14 protein-coding genes are annotated in these 18,953 nt (G+C 40.5%); all 14 read right to left on the reverse strand.

Annotated features, from left to right (window positions below; genetic code table 11):
* Positions 1 to 38 precede the first annotated feature (38 nt).
* The gene (gene tldD / locus H5118_RS05695) at positions 39 to 1,478 is read right to left on the reverse strand and encodes a metalloprotease TldD (RefSeq protein WP_024597409.1); all 1,440 of its coding nucleotides are present in this window, start codon (positions 1,476 to 1,478) and stop codon (positions 39 to 41) included.
* Entirely contained in the window at positions 1,475 to 2,314 is an 840-nt protein-coding gene (locus H5118_RS05700; protein ID WP_182748127.1) for a carbon-nitrogen hydrolase family protein, read from the reverse strand. The genes tldD and H5118_RS05700 overlap by 4 nt, the downstream gene beginning before the upstream one ends.
* Entirely contained in the window at positions 2,311 to 6,168 is a 3,858-nt protein-coding gene (locus H5118_RS05705) for a YhdP family protein (RefSeq protein WP_182748129.1), read from the reverse strand. Before H5118_RS05705 ends, H5118_RS05700 begins: the two co-directional genes overlap by 4 nt.
* The gene (gene rng / locus H5118_RS05710) at positions 6,168 to 7,640 is read right to left on the reverse strand and encodes a ribonuclease G (protein ID WP_002958405.1); all 1,473 of its coding nucleotides are present in this window, start codon (positions 7,638 to 7,640) and stop codon (positions 6,168 to 6,170) included. Before rng ends, H5118_RS05705 begins: the two co-directional genes overlap by 1 nt.
* Before the next feature lies 1 nt (position 7,641).
* On the reverse strand, positions 7,642 to 8,211 hold the full coding sequence (locus H5118_RS05715) for a nucleoside triphosphate pyrophosphatase (RefSeq protein ID WP_002958404.1): 570 nt from the start codon (positions 8,209 to 8,211) through the stop codon (positions 7,642 to 7,644).
* Positions 8,211 to 8,690, reverse strand: coding sequence for a rod shape-determining protein MreD (gene mreD, locus H5118_RS05720; RefSeq protein WP_002958403.1), 480 nt, complete (start codon positions 8,688 to 8,690; stop codon positions 8,211 to 8,213). The genes H5118_RS05715 and mreD overlap by 1 nt, the downstream gene beginning before the upstream one ends.
* Positions 8,683 to 9,525: a rod shape-determining protein MreC gene (gene mreC / locus H5118_RS05725; protein ID WP_173400216.1), complete on the reverse strand. Its 843-nt coding sequence runs from the start codon at positions 9,523 to 9,525 to the stop codon at positions 8,683 to 8,685. The genes mreD and mreC overlap by 8 nt, the downstream gene beginning before the upstream one ends.
* A complete protein-coding gene (locus H5118_RS05730) occupies positions 9,525 to 10,568 on the reverse strand; it encodes a rod shape-determining protein (RefSeq protein ID WP_002958401.1) in 1,044 nt (347 codons plus the stop codon). Before H5118_RS05730 ends, mreC begins: the two co-directional genes overlap by 1 nt.
* A 133-nt stretch (positions 10,569 to 10,701) precedes the next feature.
* Positions 10,702 to 12,750: a formylglycine-generating enzyme family protein gene (locus H5118_RS05735; protein WP_182748131.1), complete on the reverse strand. Its 2,049-nt coding sequence runs from the start codon at positions 12,748 to 12,750 to the stop codon at positions 10,702 to 10,704.
* 121 nt (positions 12,751 to 12,871) lie between these two features.
* On the reverse strand, positions 12,872 to 16,612 hold the full coding sequence (locus tag H5118_RS05740) for an H-type lectin domain-containing protein (RefSeq protein WP_182748133.1): 3,741 nt from the start codon (positions 16,610 to 16,612) through the stop codon (positions 12,872 to 12,874).
* Positions 16,609 to 17,100 (reverse strand): hypothetical protein, encoded by a 492-nt coding sequence (locus tag H5118_RS05745; protein WP_024594530.1) that lies wholly within the window; start codon positions 17,098 to 17,100, stop codon positions 16,609 to 16,611. The genes H5118_RS05740 and H5118_RS05745 overlap by 4 nt, the downstream gene beginning before the upstream one ends.
* Positions 17,090 to 17,932, reverse strand: coding sequence for a type II secretion system protein J (locus tag H5118_RS05750; protein ID WP_182748135.1), 843 nt, complete (start codon positions 17,930 to 17,932; stop codon positions 17,090 to 17,092). Before H5118_RS05750 ends, H5118_RS05745 begins: the two co-directional genes overlap by 11 nt.
* Positions 17,932 to 18,471 (reverse strand): prepilin-type N-terminal cleavage/methylation domain-containing protein, encoded by a 540-nt coding sequence (locus tag H5118_RS05755; protein WP_121953562.1) that lies wholly within the window; start codon positions 18,469 to 18,471, stop codon positions 17,932 to 17,934. Before H5118_RS05755 ends, H5118_RS05750 begins: the two co-directional genes overlap by 1 nt.
* On the reverse strand, positions 18,458 to 18,949 hold the full coding sequence (locus tag H5118_RS05760) for a type II secretion system protein (RefSeq protein ID WP_182694811.1): 492 nt from the start codon (positions 18,947 to 18,949) through the stop codon (positions 18,458 to 18,460). Before H5118_RS05760 ends, H5118_RS05755 begins: the two co-directional genes overlap by 14 nt.
* Between the last annotated feature and the right edge of the window lie 4 nt (positions 18,950 to 18,953).

An 18,953-nucleotide genomic window follows, 5' to 3' on the forward strand; every position in this document is an offset into this window, starting at 1 on the left:
GCACGTAGGTGCAAATTCACTTCGCGCTTGAGTAATATTTAAGCTGTACCACCGACCGTTAACTGATCAATCTTAAGGCTTGGTTGGCCTACGCCTACCGGTACGCTTTGACCATCTTTACCACAAACACCAACACCTTTATCAAGTGCTAAGTCGTTACCAACCATAGATATTTGCTGCATTACTTCTGGTCCATTACCAATAAGCGTTGCGCCTTTAATTGGTTGGGTAATTTTACCATTTTCGATTAAATACGCTTCTGATGCGCTAAATACAAACTTACCTGAGGTTATATCAACTTGTCCGCCGCCAAAGTTAGGCGCGAATACCCCTTTTTTAACTGAGCTGATAATATCGGCTTGGCTGTGCTCACCACCTAACATGTAGGTGTTAGTCATGCGAGGCATTGGTAAATGCGCATAAGACTCACGACGTGCGTTACCGGTAGGATTTACACCCATTAAACGCGCGTTTAGCTTATCTTGCATATAGCCTTTTAAAATACCGTTTTCGATAAGTACGTTGTAAGCGGCTGGTGTGCCTTCATCATCAACATTAAGTGACCCACGGCGATCAGCCATAGTGCCATCATCAACAACAGTACACAGCTCAGATGCTACTTTTTGGCCCACTTTACCACTAAACGCAGACGCGCCTTTGCGGTTAAAATCGCCTTCAAGTCCATGCCCTACTGCTTCGTGTAAAAGCACGCCAGGCCAACCATTACCAAGTACAACTTCCATCGTGCCGGCAGGTGCATCAATAGCTTCAAGGTTTACTTTAGCTTGGCGTACCGCTTCTTCTGCAAATTCCATCCAACGTGGTTTACCATCAACAAGCTCTTTAAAGTAACCATAATCTAAACGTGCACCACCACCTGCGCCACCGCGTTCACGGCGACCATTTTTTTCAAGCAGCACTGAGCAGTTTAAACGAATAAGCGGGCGAATATCGGTGGCAAACGTACCGTCACTAGCTGCGATTAATACTTCTTCGTATACCGCTGACATTGAGCTAATTACTTGCTCTGCATCGGGTGCTAGTTCACGAATATAGTTTTCAAGTTCGCGTAATAAACTCACCTTGTCGGTATCGCTCATACTCGAAATTGGCTGATGCGCTGCAAACTGCTCTTTAGCTTTAACATCACTAAATACTTTAATCGCTCTATCTTCGCCAGCATCTGCAATGCTACGAGCCGCTGTAGCCGCCTTATTAAGTGCTTCAAGATTTATTGCATCAGAGTAAGAAAAACCTGTTTTTTCGCCGCTTACAGCACGTACACCAACGCCACGTTCAACGTTATAAGAGCCTTCTTTAACTAAGCCGTCTTCAAGCACCCATGATTCGTGGTGGCTTGATTGAAAATATAAATCGGCGTAATCCACTTTATGCTGATGTATGTAAGCGAGCGTTTTTTCGAGCTCTTCTCTATTTAGCTGGCTGTCTTGTAGTAAATGCTGTTCAACCGAATTCATAATAAATGCTCTCTAAATCGTTGATGAGACTGCACGGGCATATCTCGTCTAATTTTTTGTAACTGGTCTAAATCTGCGTTGCAGCTTATAAAACCGGTGCCTGTTGGCAATTCACTCAGGGTATTGCCCCAAGGCGAAATAATAATACTGTGGCCATATGTTTGTCGGCCATTTTCATGTGTACCGTACTGAGCTGCTGCAACTACATAACATTGTGTTTCTATTGCGCGAGCTGCTAATAGCGGTTGCCAATGCGCTTGCCCTGTAGGGACTGTAAATGCACTGGGTACTAAAATAATATTGGCGCCTTGGCGTACTAGTTCGTTAAATAAGCCACTAAAGCGCAGATCATAACATACTGTTAAGCCAATTTTACCAAAGGGAGAATCAACAACCACTACATCGCGACCTGCTTGGGTAAAATCTGACTCTCGATAGCTACCTGTTTTATCATCTACGGTTACATCAAATAAATGTATTTTGTTATACGTTGCAACCAGCTCGCCTTGATTATTATATAAGTGCGATGCTGCGTAATACTTATGTTCGTTAAATGGCTCAGGCATTGTGCCTGCATTTAACCAAATATTATGGTGTTGGCACAATTCACTAAGTTGTAATTTGTATTGCTCAACTTGCTTAGCAACACGTAACGTATCGTTACCAGTTTTACTAAACACTAAAAAAGCCTCAGGCAAGCAAACAAGTAATGGCCTTGTTCCTGGCAGAGTTTTAAGTGCGCGCTTTAAGCTTGTTATGTTCTCATCAGGGCTTAGCCCTGAACACATTTGTAGGGCAACTATTGTGGGTGTGCTTATGCTTGCTGTTTTGTTCATTGCGTTACTGTTACTTGTGCATCTTTAAGTTTTAAATCGACTGATGCTTGTGGCTGATTTTGCGCAGCTTGAGGTAGTGTAACTTCACGACTTTTTCTGTCGAGTTCTTGAACAATAGGGTCGTTCATTTTACCCGTTACTTTAAAATTGATCTCTGAGATGACGCGCGCAGAATGAATAACTTTATCAAGTGCTAAAGCAGCAAGCCCTGTTACTGGATTAACCATCCACGCAACTATAACCGGAATGCTTGAGGTTACTTGTGGCGCTACAGCAAGGTCGTAATCTATATCTAGCGTGTTTAAATTTGCATAACCTTTAATGGTTAAATCGGCGGGTACGCCGTCCATTTTAGTATCTTTAGTGTAAGCGATACCGTTTTCTAACTGCATAGAGCCTTGCATGCTGTTATAAAAAAAGCCCTTTGAAAATACATCTCTAAAATCAAGTTTCAGTTTGCGTACGAGTGAATCAAGGCTCAACAGCGAAAATACGCGTGCACCACCATCACTTATTTCAGTTAAGTGACCTTCCCCTAAATCCCAAGTAACCTCACCACTTAAAGTTTTCACATCAAAATCATAAGGTGCTGCTTGCCAAGTAAGATCATAATTTAGATCAGCTTTAGAATCCTTAATTGCAGAGGTAATATCAAACTCGCCAAACAATGCGCCTATATCATCACTTTTAAGCTCACCACTTAGCGTTGTTAAACCATTTTGCCACTGCCCTTTAGTGCGCAGTACATGATCTCCTTTATCGATTACAAGTTCTGATATCGATAAGCGCTCGCCATCTCCTAATAATGACGCACTCACTTTATCAAGCTGGTAGCGATCAATTTTGCAGTCACTACATTCAAACTCAATGGCAGGTATTTTAGTAAGCCAGCTCAAGTCTTCCTCAGGAAGTACATCTGTTATTTCAATTAATTGCTCGCTAGGCTGTGCAAAATTAAGCCTTAAGTAATCGGCATTAATTCGTATAGGCTGGCTAGGCTGTGATGTAGGAATAAAAACCCCAGCTCTAAGTTCTTTAGCATTTAGCTTTAGGTATAAATCGTCTTTTGATGGTGCTAAACGCATTTCAAAATCATTAAAGATGATGTTACTCGCATCAAGCATACCTATATTTGCGACCACCTCATTAAGCGGTGGCATAATCCCTTTTGATTCTTTATCTGGATTTGCTTTACCTGCTTTAATTATTTGATCAATCAGATCAAACCAAGGCACTAATTCACTCTGCTCAAGATTTATATTTACGCTTAAGTCTTTTTGGTTTAATCCTAAATCTTGTTTTCCGAGCACAAAATGGGCATTACTAAACTGTGATTTTCCATTTTCTAAAATAGCATTAAAGTAAAACTGTTGATTAGCGTTTGCTGTAATGAGATTAGAAATATCATCACCTTGAACTATTGCATCAAGCGCCCACATTTGTTCGCTATTTTTATTATAAGGTGCGGGTAAGTTACTCGTTAAGCCAAGTAGTTCTGAGTTTACCTGTGCACGATAATTAAAGCCTTGTTCGGTAAAATTAAGTACTAAACCAATATCAACATCGCTTTGCCCGCTTAAATAATTTTTTAATATACCTTGTCCACTATCAATTAGTGTATCGGCGTCAATTTTGGCGTTTATATCTATGTTTGCTTGGTAATTTTTAGCATCACTTTTGCTGCTGTAATTAATATTTAGCGGCATGCCCAACCACTTCGCAGTCGCATTTTTAAGTGTAATATTGTCGTTTTTAAAATTAAGCTCGCCAGTTAAGTTTTTAAGCTCAATGCCTGGCGTTGCTATAAATACTGGCAAGTCATTTAAATTAACTTTGCCGCTAACACTGGCTCCGCCTTTAAACTTAGAGCCTACTAAAAGCTCAATACTGGCATCGGCTTCGCCTTTGCCCTGTACAACTTTAAAAATTTCAGCAAGAGGTTTGGCAATAGGTGTCGCTGCAAAAAAGTCATGTAACTTTTCCATCTCTGCTTTTTTATCAATTTGCACAATAAGTTCATCAGCATTCATTAAATCTGCAATGCTCACCTGTACACTATTACCAATATCTAAATTAACCAACTTGCCTTGCTGGCTATATATGTCCATCCGCTCATTAGCAAAATGTAGCTGCACATTAGCATTAGTGACCGCAGGCCAATCAGGGTCAAACTCATAGGTTGCATTGTCTATTTGTGCTAATACATCAAACTGACCACTACCATCAGTAAATGGGAAACCAGACAAAGGCCCTGCAAATAAGACCTGTGCTTTAGATACTTCTCCGCCTTTAATTGCATCATTTAAATAGCTAACAAGTTCAGGGCTCATCGCTTTTAATGGGAAGTAATGATCTGCAATATTGGCATCTGGGGCGAACGCTTCTGCGTAAAGATCTAATCGAGGATCATTTGTTAGGCTAATTTGTAATTCTGCAGCAAGAGTAACTTCATCATTATCAAACCAGATATTGTCACTACTTATATGCCAGCCATCATCTCGCTTAGCTAAATCTAGCTCTACATTTAGCTGATTATAATTTATGTCGTTACTAAAGCTTTCGCCTGTGACTAATGTGCCACTTTCGCCAAATAAATTTATTCGACCAGTACTTTGGGTAAGTAAACCATTTACTCTAAGCCCTTGCGCTGCTGGTACCGATCTTAATTCTTGCCAGCCAATATTGTTAGCCTCAAACCATAATTGCCATTGCTGTGCATTAGAAAAACTTAAATAAGCTTGATCTATTTGCCCACTAGGTTGGCGTTCTAAAAATGGTTCAAGTGCATTAAAATTACTTAGCCCGGCTAGGTTACTCAGTAATTCAAGATCAACTTGATGCAGCCACACTTTATTTTGCAGCCCTAGTTGGGCTTCAAACTCTAAACTTGGCCATGCTTTATCGTTACTATTAAATGTTAAACCGGTACTTTTTAAGTGCCAGCTATTTTGTTCTGGATATAGATGGAATCCACCTTCACTCAAACTAACTTGGTGGCTTTGCTCTTCTCGCTGCCAGCGTACAAAGCTTGGTAACCACTGCATTTTCACATCGCTTACAAAACCTTTATCTAGTTTTAGCCATGCTTGTAAATTAATATCGCTATGCAGTTGCTGCTTTTGCGTATTTATATATTGCGCTAACCAGTTAGATACATCGACCTTATTAGCCTGCACATAGATGTCGCCCGCAACCTGCTCTAGAGTATCCCCGGTAAGTGCTATGCGCGCGTCAAAGTCTCCGACCGAAATACCCGGCAGTGCTAGGCTTCCACTACCAAGGTGCTGCTCATCTTCATTTTGCCAAACAATGTTTTGAAGAAGTAATTTACGTTCTTTACCATCTTCTAAAATAAAGTTAATACTGGAATTTTCTATTGCAAAATGACCCGTTTTACCCAAAAACAGTTCTTCAATTAGCTCTTTTTGCTCAAAAGAAACTTCGTCGTTATCACCGGTTTTAAATAAGTTGGTGATATTTACACTGGTATGAAAACCATTAATAACAAAATAATTAGATCTAAGTTGTAGTGCTTTTAAGCTTTCCCATAGATTTAGCTCTAAGCTGGTTTTAGCAATGGTGAGTGATATTGGCGCGGTTTCGTTATCTTTAAACGATAAATTTTCTAGCACTAATGCAGGACCACTGCCCTGCCAACTAGCTGATATTTCACCGATAGATAAGCTTATTTCAAACTTTTCGTGTAAATAGCTTTCTATGTCACCTTTGTATTCGTTTGCATACGGGAGGGTATATTTTAAAATTGAAACAATAACGGCCAGTAATACCAAAATTATGGCGCAGGTCTGCCATAACTTTCTAAAACAAAAAAAACAGACCGCTTTTGCTTTCATTACATCATTACCACATCAAACTGTTCTTGGCTGTATAAGCTCTCTGTTTGAATATTGACTTGCTTACCAATAAATAGTTCAAGCTCAGCAAGGTTATGATACTCATCGTTTAGTAGGGCCTCACTTACAGCAGGCGCTGCATACACCATAAACTTGTCTGCTGCGTATGCTCGGTTAACACGCACTATTTCACGTAGTATTTCGTAGCAAACCGTTTCAACTGTTTTTTGTGAACCACGACCGGAACATGCTGGGCATACATCACATAAAATATGCTCTAAGCTTTCGCGTGTACGTTTACGCGTCATTTCAACAAGGCCAAGCGCTGAAAGCCCATTAATATTCGTTTTAGTGCGATCTTTTGCAAGGGCTGATTCAAGTGAATGAAGCACCCGCCTTTTATGATCCTCACTTACCATATCGATAAAGTCGATAATGATAATACCGCCTAAGTTACGCAGCCTAAGCTGGCGAGCAATTGCAGAGGTTGCTTCTACGTTGGTATTAAAAATGGTTTCTTCTAAATTACGATGTCCTACAAATGCGCCAGTATTAACATCAACAGTCGTCATTGCTTCTGTTTGGTCAATAATTATATAACCACCCGATTTTAGCGTAACTTTACGATGTAGTGCTTTTTGAATTTCGTTTTCAACGTCAAACAAGTCAAATATAGGCCGCTCGCCTGGGTAGTATTCAAGCACTTGAGAAAGCTGTGGAACAAACTCTTCAGTAAATAACTTTAGTTCTTCATAGCTGAGTTTAGAGTCAACGCGAATGCGCTCCATATCTTCGCCTACGTAGTCACGCAGGGTTCTAAAGGCAAGCGTTAAATCTTCGTGTAGGATACTGGCTTTACTCGTTTTTCTACGACGTGATGTTATTTTTTCCCATAATTTTCTTAAAAAGCCGGCATCGTGTCGTAATTCAGCTTCGCTAGCGCCTTCGGCTGCTGTACGTACAATAAAGCTGCCATTTTCATCGCCATATTCTGCGACTATTTTTTTAAGACGTGAGCGCTCTTCTTCAGTTTCTATACGCTGACTAACCCCTACATGGGTCGCATCAGGCATAAACACTAAATAGCGAGAAGGGATAGTTATATCAGTGGTGAGCCTTGCGCCTTTAGTGCCTAGCGGATCTTTTACCACTTGCACCATAATGTATTGGCCTTGACGAACTAACTCTCTAATATCTTGTACTTTTTTTATTGGTACGTCGTCTACGCCTTCAACAATAGAGGCACTATTTACAATATCGGATGCATGCAAAAATGCTGCTTTTTCAAGGCCGATATCGACAAAAGCAGCCTGCATACCCGGAAGTACACGGCTTATTTTTCCTAAGTAAATATTGCCTACAATACCTAGATTACCGATTCGCTCTAGCTGTATTTCTTGCAGTACACCGTTTTCTATTAGGGCAACACGGCTTTCGCTCGGTGTGACATTGATCAGTAATTCTGTACTCATGTTACCTTCTTAAGAATGTTTTTAATAATTGTTCGGTTTCATATAAAGGTAAGCCTACAACAGAAAAATAGCTACCCGCAATGTGAGTTACAAAGCGGCCGCCTAAACCTTGGATACCGTAGCCACCGGCTTTATCTTGTGGCTCACCTGACTCCCAATAAGCATTAATTTCTTCATCTGTTAAGGTTTTAAAAGTAACATCTGTGCTTACAACACAGCTAAGCACATCATTTTGCGTTGCAAATGCAACTGCGGTAAGAACTTGATGCGTGTTACCCGATAGGCGTTTTAACGTGTGTGTAAAATCGTTTTTATCGCGAGGTTTACCCAATGACTCGTTGTCTATAACAACCACGGTATCACTACCAAGTACAGGGCGATCGGTATATCCAAGCTCTACACCGCTTTGGGCTTTCAAGCGCGCTAAACGCTCAACAAGTGCTCTAGGTTGCTCGTTTGGAAGTGGGCTTTCATCTGCATCAACACTAAATTGTGTAAATTCGACACCTAATTGGCTTAATAACTCTTTACGACGGGGAGAGGCTGATGCCAAATATACTGCGGTAGTCATTACCTGATCCTAAAATGTCTGCGATATTTACGAAGTAGTAAAAAGACCCAAAACCAGCTAACCATTCCGGTTGCTACTGGCCATAAGTACTGTGGATTAAAATAAACCCCTAACAAAAAGTGATTTAGCCAAAACTGCATTAAGTGATACAGCGTTAAAAATAAACCAATTAGTAGGCTTTGTTGCCAAAGCGAAAAGTTACGAATTTTTTGAAAGTTGCTCGCGGTTACAAAAATACATACCGAGAATGTAAGCGAGTTCACGCCCAGCGGTGAGCCAGACGCTAAATCTATTAATAAACCAACGACCCAAGCAGTACCAATATTTAAACGATGCGGTACTGCTAGCGACCAATACATAAGTACAAGTAAAACCCAGTCAGGTCTAAATGGCTCAAACGAAAATGGAAGTGGCATTAGTGCCATTATTAACGCAAAAAAGATGCTTAGCGCAATTAACAATGAATAACGGTTAATCATCGCTGATTTGCTCCTGTTGATTACGCCATAAAATAACCAGCAAGCGAATGCGATCTAGTTGCGCAATAGGTTCTGCAAAAACTTGTGCAAACGGTCGCCCTTCATCACGATTTATTTCAGTTACTACTGCCACCGGGTATCCTTCAGGGAATGTGCCCCCTAAACCCGATGTAACAAGTACATCGCCAATTCGCACATCTAAACTGTGTGGAACGTGAGAGAGCTTAACGACGTTAATTTTACCTATGCCTTCAACAACCGTTCGTACATCGTTACGAAGTATACGCACAGGTGTGGCATGTGTGGTGTCGGTCATTAGTAGCACGCGTGAAGTTGTTGAACCAACCTTTGTAAGCTGCCCTACTACACCCATTTCATCAATTACAGCTTGGCCTTCACTAAGCCCGTCAGTTGTACCACGGTTAATAACAACCTGATGACTATACGGGTTTGAATGTACAGAAAGTACCTGAGCAATAATTTTACGATTTGATTGCTTTGCAGATGAGCCTAATAAGGCGCGCAGTTTTTGATTTTCTCTGGCTAGAAATTGATACTGCTGAAGTTGCTCGCTTTGTAGCATTTGCTTTTTTTTCAGCGCTTCGTTTTCAGTAAGAAGTTGATCCCGCGTATGCAGGCTTTTAGCACTTAAGCTAAATAATTCGTAGGGTAAATTAGCAACATAGATTAGTGGGCTAACTAGAGTATTAAGGCTGGTACGAACAACGGTACCACCTTGCGTATATCTGTCTCCAACTATGAGTACGATACTCAAAAGCACTGCGACAAAAAGTCGCAGTTGCAAAGAGACTGTGCGTCCAAACATTAATTTCATTAGTCGTAACTAAAAACGTCACCACCATGAACATCGATCATTTCTAATGCTTTACCACCACCACGCGCAACACACGTAAGTGGATCATCAGCTACAACAACCGGAATACCCGTTTCTTCCATTAATAAACGGTCTAAATCTTTTAACAATGCACCACCGCCAGTAAGTACCATGCCGTGCGCAGAGATATCTGATGCCAGCTCAGGTGGTGATTGCTCAAGTGCAACCATTACTGCACTCACAATACCCATTAACGGCTCTTGTAGAGCTTCTAGGATTTCGTGTGAGTTAAGCGTGAATGAACGCGGAACACCTTCGGCAAGGTTACGACCGCGCACTTCAATTTCGATTGGCTCATCAGTTTTGAACGCAGAGCCAATTTGATGCTTAATATTTTCAGCTGTCGCTTCACCAATTAAGCTACCAAAGTTACGGCGTACATAATTAATAATAGCTTCGTCAAACTTATCACCACCAATACGAACAGATGATGAGTAAACAACACCGTTAAGTGAAATAATAGCCACTTCAGTTGTACCACCACCAATATCAACAACCATAGAACCTGTTGCTTCTGATACTGGTAAACCTGCGCCAATAGCTGCTGCCATTGGTTCTTCAATTAAGTAAACTTCACGAGCACCGGCACCCATTGCAGATTCACGTATTGCACGTTTTTCTACTTGAGTAGCACCACACGGTACACAAATTAGTACACGCGGACTTGGGCGCATAAAGTTATTGTTATGCACTTGCTTAATGAAGTGTTGTAACATTTTTTCAGTTACATAAAAATCAGCGATTACACCGTCTTTCATTGGACGGATTGCTTTAATATTTCCCGGTGTACGGCCTAGCATTTGTTTTGCTTCTGTACCTACAGATGCAACACTTTTAGGTCCACCAGCGCGTTCTTGGCGAATAGCAACAACAGAAGGTTCGTTTAATACAATACCTTCTTCTTTTACATAAATTAGGGTATTGGCTGTACCCAAGTCGATCGATAGATCGTTAGAAAAAATACCACGGAGTTTTTTAAACATGAGGCTGGATGACCTTTGAAATACGTTCTTATATTAGCTGCCTCACTTTAACATGCTCAACTATATGAGCAATATAAAGCGCAGCGCCTTTGTGAATTTGTGAAAAAAGGAAGCAAAGCTTCCTTAATTGAGTTTATCGTTCGCGAACTAAGCGAAAACCAATGTAGTTAGATCTAAAATCAGGCGCTAAAATTAAACGCGTAGATGCACGAGCAAGGCTTGGTGCAAAATTCCACGCTCCGCCTCTTACTGCTACATCAGACTCACCTGATTCTTTATCGGTCCATTCCCATACATTGCCTACGGTATCGTATAATCCAAATGCATTTGGAGAAAAAGAACCTACTGGTGATGCACGTCTATTTGACCATTCACTACCACACCAACCACAGTTAGCTAGGTTTTTACCAATTTCGTTACCCCAAGGGTATTCTGTTTCGGTTCCTGCACGTGCTGCGTATTCCCACTCAACTTCGTTAGGTAAACGAAATTGCTGCCCTGTTTGACCCGATAACCACTCAGCGTAAGCTTTTGCATCGTTATAAGTTAAACATACAGCAGGAAAGTCACTGCCTTGCTCAAAACCAGGATTACGCCAATTTAAATTTGCTTCCCATACTGGTTCGCCATTTAAATAATACGCACACCCTTTATTTTTTTCCGCTTGAGTTTTATAACCTGTATTTGCTACAAATTTTTCGTAGGCACCTACGGTTACTTCTTTACTTTGCATAGCGAAAGAATTTGCTATTACTTTTTCAATTACTGGACGTTCATTAGCTAAACCATTGCCATTGATATCGCCCATTTTAAATTTGCCTGCAGGAATAACGACAACCGGCGTTTCAACGTTTGCATTTAATACATTAACGTTTTCACTAACCTGGCGTGTTGTTACTTCTGGTTGCTCTCGAGTATAGGTCGGTGCAGCAATCGACTTAGGCTTTTTTACCAAATTTGCATTAATTGTTTGTGCTTTATTTAAATCAACACGAACTTGATAAGGCTTATAGCCTAGTTTACGTATTTCAATGTTGTGAATACCCGGCGGTAAACGTGTGATCAAGCGTGTTGAGCCGAAGCTTACACCATCGATAAACACTTCATCGTCGTATACGTTTGATCGTAATGTCAGCTCTATTGATTGATCCTTCTTCTTATTAAGGATAGAAGGGTAATCTTTTTTCACCGTTGCAGGTTTAACTGAATAATCACGTACTGGCTGCTTTTCTAAACGAGAAACCGACACAGTGTTGCTATTATCCGCGCTATTACTGAATGTTAACTGACTATCAGTAAATGTATTGTTATACGCGGGTTGATAAGCAGCAGTAAGTGGCGTGCCGTACTCAGAACAATAACGGTTATCAATGCTTAATAAGCTACATAAACGGCTACTGTTTACTTCGCCGCGCATGGTTACGCTTAAGTTAACGTTGTAGTTACCTTGGCCGCTAAATGCACTGTTAACTACATGGCTACTTAATATTTGTACTTGAGCGCCCGCCAAATTACGTTTTGGCTCAACAATGCGCTCTTCTGTTAAATTTGCAAATATTTGATCTACAAAGCGTTTAGTTGCTTTTTGTAGCCCCATTTGCTGACCGCGTTGCTCACACGCTGCTAGCGTTTCTGTTCGCTTACAGTTAATCGTATGGTTAACTTCAAGCGTGCCTTCACGTGTAAACTCGTTACGTAAACGCTCTACTCTGGCTGTAGTTAACTGCTCTTTTAAACTTTCTAAAGTATTTAAAAGCGTATGCTTAGCAACACGAATTTGCTCTATATCTTTACGGTGGGATGCAATTGCCGCCAACTGCATAGAAATATCATCTTTGTTTTGCTTATGATCAATCACCGCTTTTTGATAGCGTGATTGAGCCGCACTAATATTAATAGTGGGATCGTCAATTAAACGACGGTACATTTCGTTCATCGCATCGAGCGCTTGGTTTTTTTCTTTATCTAGCTCTGTAGAACGAGAACGAAGTAGCTCTAGTTGATTTTGTAACTGACTTTCTTCTTTAAGATGTTTTTCAAGTATTCTTGTCGAGTTATCGTATTCTGTCTGTTTAACACTAATCTCTGACTCAATTCCAGTTACTGTAGCTGTGTCTTGTGCAAATGCACTACTAGCTAACAAACTAGCTGAAATTAACAGAGATAAAGGAGTAATTCGCATATATTCCAGTCCCAAAAAGCGGCAATTATTTGGTCGTTATTATTTTTTATAATTAAAGCCTTATGCTATGTACTTGCAGCACAAAACACAAGCTTTGTTCAATTATTATCTTAGTTTACAACTATTCGCGTGTTTCACGCCAGTAAATAACCCGATCATTTCCTCGAAAGCGTCCAAATTGTAAAATAGTACGAGGATCAAGCTGTGTTTCATCCCCCTGCCAATCCCACTTTAACCAATCATAAGTATTATATTCTAAGGTAAATTCACCCAAACCATTTGGCTGTGCATAAATACCATTGTTTGCCGGATACACTCCCGCCTCTAACTGGCCAGATACACCCGTTCCATATTCATAGGCTAACTGCGGGCTGTTAGGTGATATTTGAGTGATTTGGGTATGATCAAATACACTACAGTTATCTTCTGCGTTATTTACAAATCCATTGCCGTTGTAATACTGAGCCTGCATAGGAATAAGTAAAGGGTCGAGATCGGAGCCTGCGTTATTACCAAGGACTAAGCGTCCAAATTTAAACTCTATTGGTAATGTATTTAGTCTTACGCTATTACAGCCACCCGAGCATGCTGCTTGTGTATTAGGTTTATCATTTGCATCAATGAGCGTTGCTCCTTCTATGTTAGAAAGCGTTACCATTAAACTCACCATAGCAAACGGTCCATCTGCTTGCCCTACACCTAATCTTTCGAGTGTCGTGTTAAGTTGGCTCATTTGCCACTGGCCGTCACTTATATCTCCCCAGTTATTATTTCCTAGGTTTACTAATCGGCTAGCAAAATTAGTTGCGGGTACATAGTTAGCTACTTCATTATTTTCGGCATTAACCTCTACACTGGACTTATCAAAGCCCTCTTTATAATTAGCCATTAGCTCACCATTTTGATTTAGCGCTTGTACTGTAAAGCCAAGTTCAAAAGGTTGATCAAGGTAAGTTAAATTACTGCCGTATTGCGTGCATTGTGCGGCAGCTTGAACCCCCACTACCTGAAACTGCGAAGGTGCAAAACGACCAATATTATATAATTCACCTTTTACATCTCCCGCGCCAAAGTAATCGGCATCTTGCAGACCTGCTGTTAAATCAATGATGCCAACTTGGTCGTAATTATACTGCGATATAGATTCACTCAAACTGCCTGTGTCACTAAAGGCAACAGTGCTCATCGCTTCAAGCGTACCTTGAACGCCTGGCGTAGGCGCTTTAAGTAATGCCTCTACAAGTGGTTGCTCTGTAATAAAGTGCTTGGCAATGGTATTATTTATTATATTGCTGTAGTTATCTGGGTAACCATCGTTGTTAGTGTCTTGCCCTGTTTGCCATTGCACCGCATTCATCTTTAAATCAAATGCTTCGCCAGTTAATCTAAATAAACTTCCATCAGCGTCTGCTGCATAACCATCACTTGCAATTTCCATCGCTAATCCGAATGGCTTTACAACATACTCATTTGAACTACCCGTTAAATTTACTGATAAATTAGTGACTGGGTCTAAAATTAAATTGGTGTTTACATTTAAACTCAACTTTCCTGCATCGGGATAATTTATAACAATCGGTGCTTTAGACTCACTATCAAAGTTTAGCGTGAACGATTTAGCTGCTTGCTCGACCGCAAAGGTATTATTGTTGTTACTAAGTGAAACCGTATCAGAACAACTTGCACCAGCACTGCATGTATACGATAAATCTAAGCTTACATCACCACCAGCGGGAAATGCAGCTTCGCATACGCCCGTAGTGGTATTTGTTTTTACCGCTTGAATAGATAGCGCTTTTGCATTAAATCCAGTATTTGAAGGCTTTGCTGATAACTGAGTAGGAATTGTAGTATTTCCATCTGTATCATTATTAAAAATAAATCCAGCATCAGAAAACGTAACTTTACAGCCACTCAAACCAACATTATTACCACCGATATAACAACGAAGAGGTGCAGAAGGATCAGCAGTGTTATATCCAAATGTAACGCTACCAGTTGTACGTTTAGCAAACTCAACAGTTGTTGAGCCTGTAAAATTAATATTCTCCCCTGTAACCCAACTTTGCTGACCACTATTATCTGGAGAAAGGTTTAAACTAGAGGGTTCCGCAAATAATAAGTCGCAGGCATCATTAGCGCAGGCTGTTAGTGTCATTTCTTTAGCTTCACACGTTAGAGCATTGTTATCGCTTATTGTTAAACGATAATGATCCAGTGTTTCTGGTGTATAAATACCACAAAAACCAGGGATACTTTCGGGTACTGGTAGAGCGTCAAACGTTGAGCTCCCTTCGGTAATAATTTGAGTAGCCGATGTAATTGATCCCTGATACGTCACATTTTGAGCGATTCTTACCTCACCAGTGGCAACAATATAGCCCGCAATATTTGCATCGGCTGCAATAGCAACCGCACCATCGACATAAATAGCCAAGTACGCGCCAGTTTCTACTACTATATTTGTTTTACCTATATTCAAAAATGAAGTTGATAGAAGTGAGGTTGTGTCTTTTAAAAAAATACGTGTAGGCGCTGTTACTCTGTACTCTGTTTCCAGCATACTTAACTGCAACTCATCGTAATAATAGTCGCCAGCTAAAGAAGTAGGTACGGGCCCTGTTGAGCTACCATCATTTGTAACCGTTGGCACCTGCGCCGCTTGATTCGGTTCTAAAGAGTTATAACCACCAGCAACACACGCCTGACCATTACACAAAGGAGGGCTCGTCAGCGCTGTAGAAATTAAATTTGTGGTGGTGACAAACTGCGCATTACCATCGGTTATTTCTACCCCCTGCACCAGCTGTACTTCACCGTTGTTATAAGTAGAAATAGCGCCTGGGAATAACGTATCACAATCTAAAATATCACCATTAAATACAAAGGTACTGGTCATGGCGAGTATTGATGCTTCCTCGTTTACGTGACGGCGCTCGTTATCGCCATCACGGTCTTCGTCAACAACAAGCCCTAGCCTGTCAGTTCTTAGGTTACAGCTGCGTAGCCACCCGCCATCATCTTCTTGGCGTGAGTTTTTACTTGCAACCACCAAAGGAGCCACACTAAAGTTATTAGTAAAACTAAAGTAATTACAGCCATCGCTCCAACCGTCAATTTCAAAGCCTGTGAAAAAAGTTTCCCACGATACCTCAACGCCATTATCGTCAGTAAATGTGCGGTTACTTCCTGGCTCCACTGCCATGTAAGCAACAGTTTCGTTTTTTATGAGCCCAAGTGCTGTTTCAGATGCCTCTAAAGCAATATTAACGCCGCTGGCAGATAGCGAATTACTTTCTACTGCAACTGTTAAAAACGGAATTAATGCCTCAGAAGGTGGATTGCTGTCTATGCTATTGAGTGTTTGTAACGAATGGAAAAAGTTTGGCCTTTGAGTAAACGGTTCAGCAAATGTTAAAGACTTATAGCCTTTAGGTGTCAGTGGAGCAAAGCCAGACTTAGAGCCATACTGTAATTCGAGTAATAAGTCTGTACTGCCCACTTCCATAATTGTGCCGTCTGGAAATTGATGCACACCATACTCAACAGCTAAATAGTGCGCCCCCATACTAATATGTCCACCATCTTCTCCTGAAGGTTCAAGCGGTAAGGCCTCAAAGCTAGTTGTGGTTATATTACGTATTCTTATTATTGCAGGGTTTCCACCTTGGTTTGTTGAGAGCATAAATACAGCAGGAGGCGTTATATATTGCTGTTGAAAATTTACTTTTGTCCAAACAGGCGATGTGTATGTATCTTGCAGCTCTATATAACGGCCCTCGATTTTTGGAGGCACTGCATTTGCGTGATTACAAAGTAACACGCAGCTAAAAAATATAATGACTAATGCACTTTTTATCATGGTAAAGTTTTAGCCTCCACACTGAGTGTTCTTTGTGTTTCCCAATAATCCTTTCTGCAATCATTTCCTGCAGGGCAATCAATTGCGGCGCACGTTGCACTACTTTGTAAGTAATAAATATTAACAAGCCCGTTTGTTGTGCTGCTGTCGGGTAGGTCTATATATTCATCGCAACTCACCAGCACGTTACAATTAGCTAAATATGCAGTTTGAAAGGTTAAATTAGTTGTAACTGATGCACAGCTTTGCACTGAGCTATTTATTGGAAAGAGTTGCGTTAAACCACTTTCTAATCCACTTTGTGCTGCCATAAAAGCGCGAGCCCCATAATACTCAATCGTATTTTGTTGTGATGCACCAGAAAGCACTTTAACTAATGCTAACCCTAGTGCTAATAAAGCAACAATAATTACCAAAGAAACAATTATTAAGTTCCCTTTTTGTTTACTGGGTAAGGCTTTTCCGTGATGATTTTTTTTAAGGTACATTAGGAATATGCACCTCATGGTTAAAATTCATTACTTCAGTATCGTTAAATTGCATTTGCGCATTCACATTAAGCACAGCGTTTCTTTGTAGGGAGAGCGCATCAAGAGTAAAAAATAAATCGCTCGCTAAATTATTGGCAATGTAAATACCTAATAAATCACGTTTAACACCACTGCTTATTTGTAAGCTCACGGCATCTAATTGATTAACAATAAAACCGTAATTGGTATATCTATATAAATACTGCCCTTCAACGCAAAAACTTACAGGTTGAGAGAGTAAATAAAGGCGTTTACTCGGCGACTCTTGGGCAAATGCTTTACTAAATTGCCACTCATCAATTGCACTAGTGGTGGAGCTATTAAATGCTGATAGTTTTAAACGCTTACTATTATTTTCATCATATATATCAGCACTGCTTAATGGGTAAATAGTTGCCCAATCTCCAGCTTGCGGCTGCGTTAAATTATTAAGTTCAAAATCAACAGCGCTAACATTAAAAGGCGCTACGGTAGGTAGGTAATTTGTATAGTGAGTCGCCGATAAAAACGGCGTAAATTCTAAGCACTGCTGAGCACTGCACGCTCCGCTAGTGCTGTTATCGCAAGAAAGCCTTAACGAATTTGGCGTAGCGTGGCGAAGCTCTTTACTAAGTCGCGTTATTAAAAAGCGGGCCTGAGCTACTGCTTCTTGGCGCTCAACCCCTTGTGAGTAAATACTGACTCCAGCACCAATAAATGAAAATGCACTTACGGCTAAAATACCAATAATAACCATGACAAGTAATAGTTCTATAAGGGTAAATGCATTTTGGTATTTAGCTCTTTGCATTAGTAATTCCCTTTATATGCACTAAATCCGTAAACTTCGCCTAAGGGTGATGTTACTTCAATAGTAATACGCTTAAAGGTTGTGCCATCGTTGGTGGTCGATTCGTTAAAGTCGCTATCGTACTCAACAGTAACAACTAAATTAAAGTCGCTGTACTCCCTTAACACCTCACCTAAGCTATTAGTAATAGGCTGGTTAGACAGTGCAATATAGTCATCTACATCGTTATAACTGGTTCTGGTTTCTGAGTTATCTACTCCGAAGTCAGCAGGTGCGGTACAAGCCTCAGCACCTATAGATATTTCGCCACACCGCTTAAAAGGAGAGCTTCTGTCGCTGTGTTCATCAAATGATTTACTTTGAATTTCGTTCATTAGTGATTGGCCAAATTCAGAGGCTCTTAAAGCCACAATAGGCTCTGCACTTTTTTTGGCTTGTGGGGCAATTAAAGCTGTAATAATGCTCAATGCAATCGCAAACATAACTATGCCAATAATAAGCTCAATTAAGGTAAAACCTTTTACTTTAAGGGCACGCATATATAAGCCCTTCACCACTTATGCATACGCCAGCTAATCCAACGTCTATTCGACACTGCGTAGTGCAGGTTTGATTTGATTTGCCTAAAGCATCAAAACTAATTTGGGTGAATATATTCGCGTTACTATCTAAAGCACTAAATGTTATATCACTTCTTTGTGTGTCTATTTGCACCACTAAATGATCGGTGTTGTTGGTATCAACGCCACCGTTACATGTATCAGGTGCGGGGGGAGCAATAAGTGTGGAGGTAATATAAAGGGTATGACAACTTGAAATGGCTGTATTTTGCATTGCACGTAGCTGCACTGTTCTCAGTGCATTTAAAGTACGATCTCTATACGAATAGGCGTCTTCTGTTGAGCTGCCCAGAAATTTGGGAACTGCCGTTACCGACAGTATTCCCAATATCACTAGAGTAATAATTAACTCAATGAGTGTGAAGCCACGCAATCGTTGCTTACTACTGCTTATCATTTAT

This window comes from Pseudoalteromonas sp. SR41-1, assembly GCF_014164015.1.
Classification (GTDB): domain Bacteria; phylum Pseudomonadota; class Gammaproteobacteria; order Enterobacterales; family Alteromonadaceae; genus Pseudoalteromonas; species Pseudoalteromonas distincta.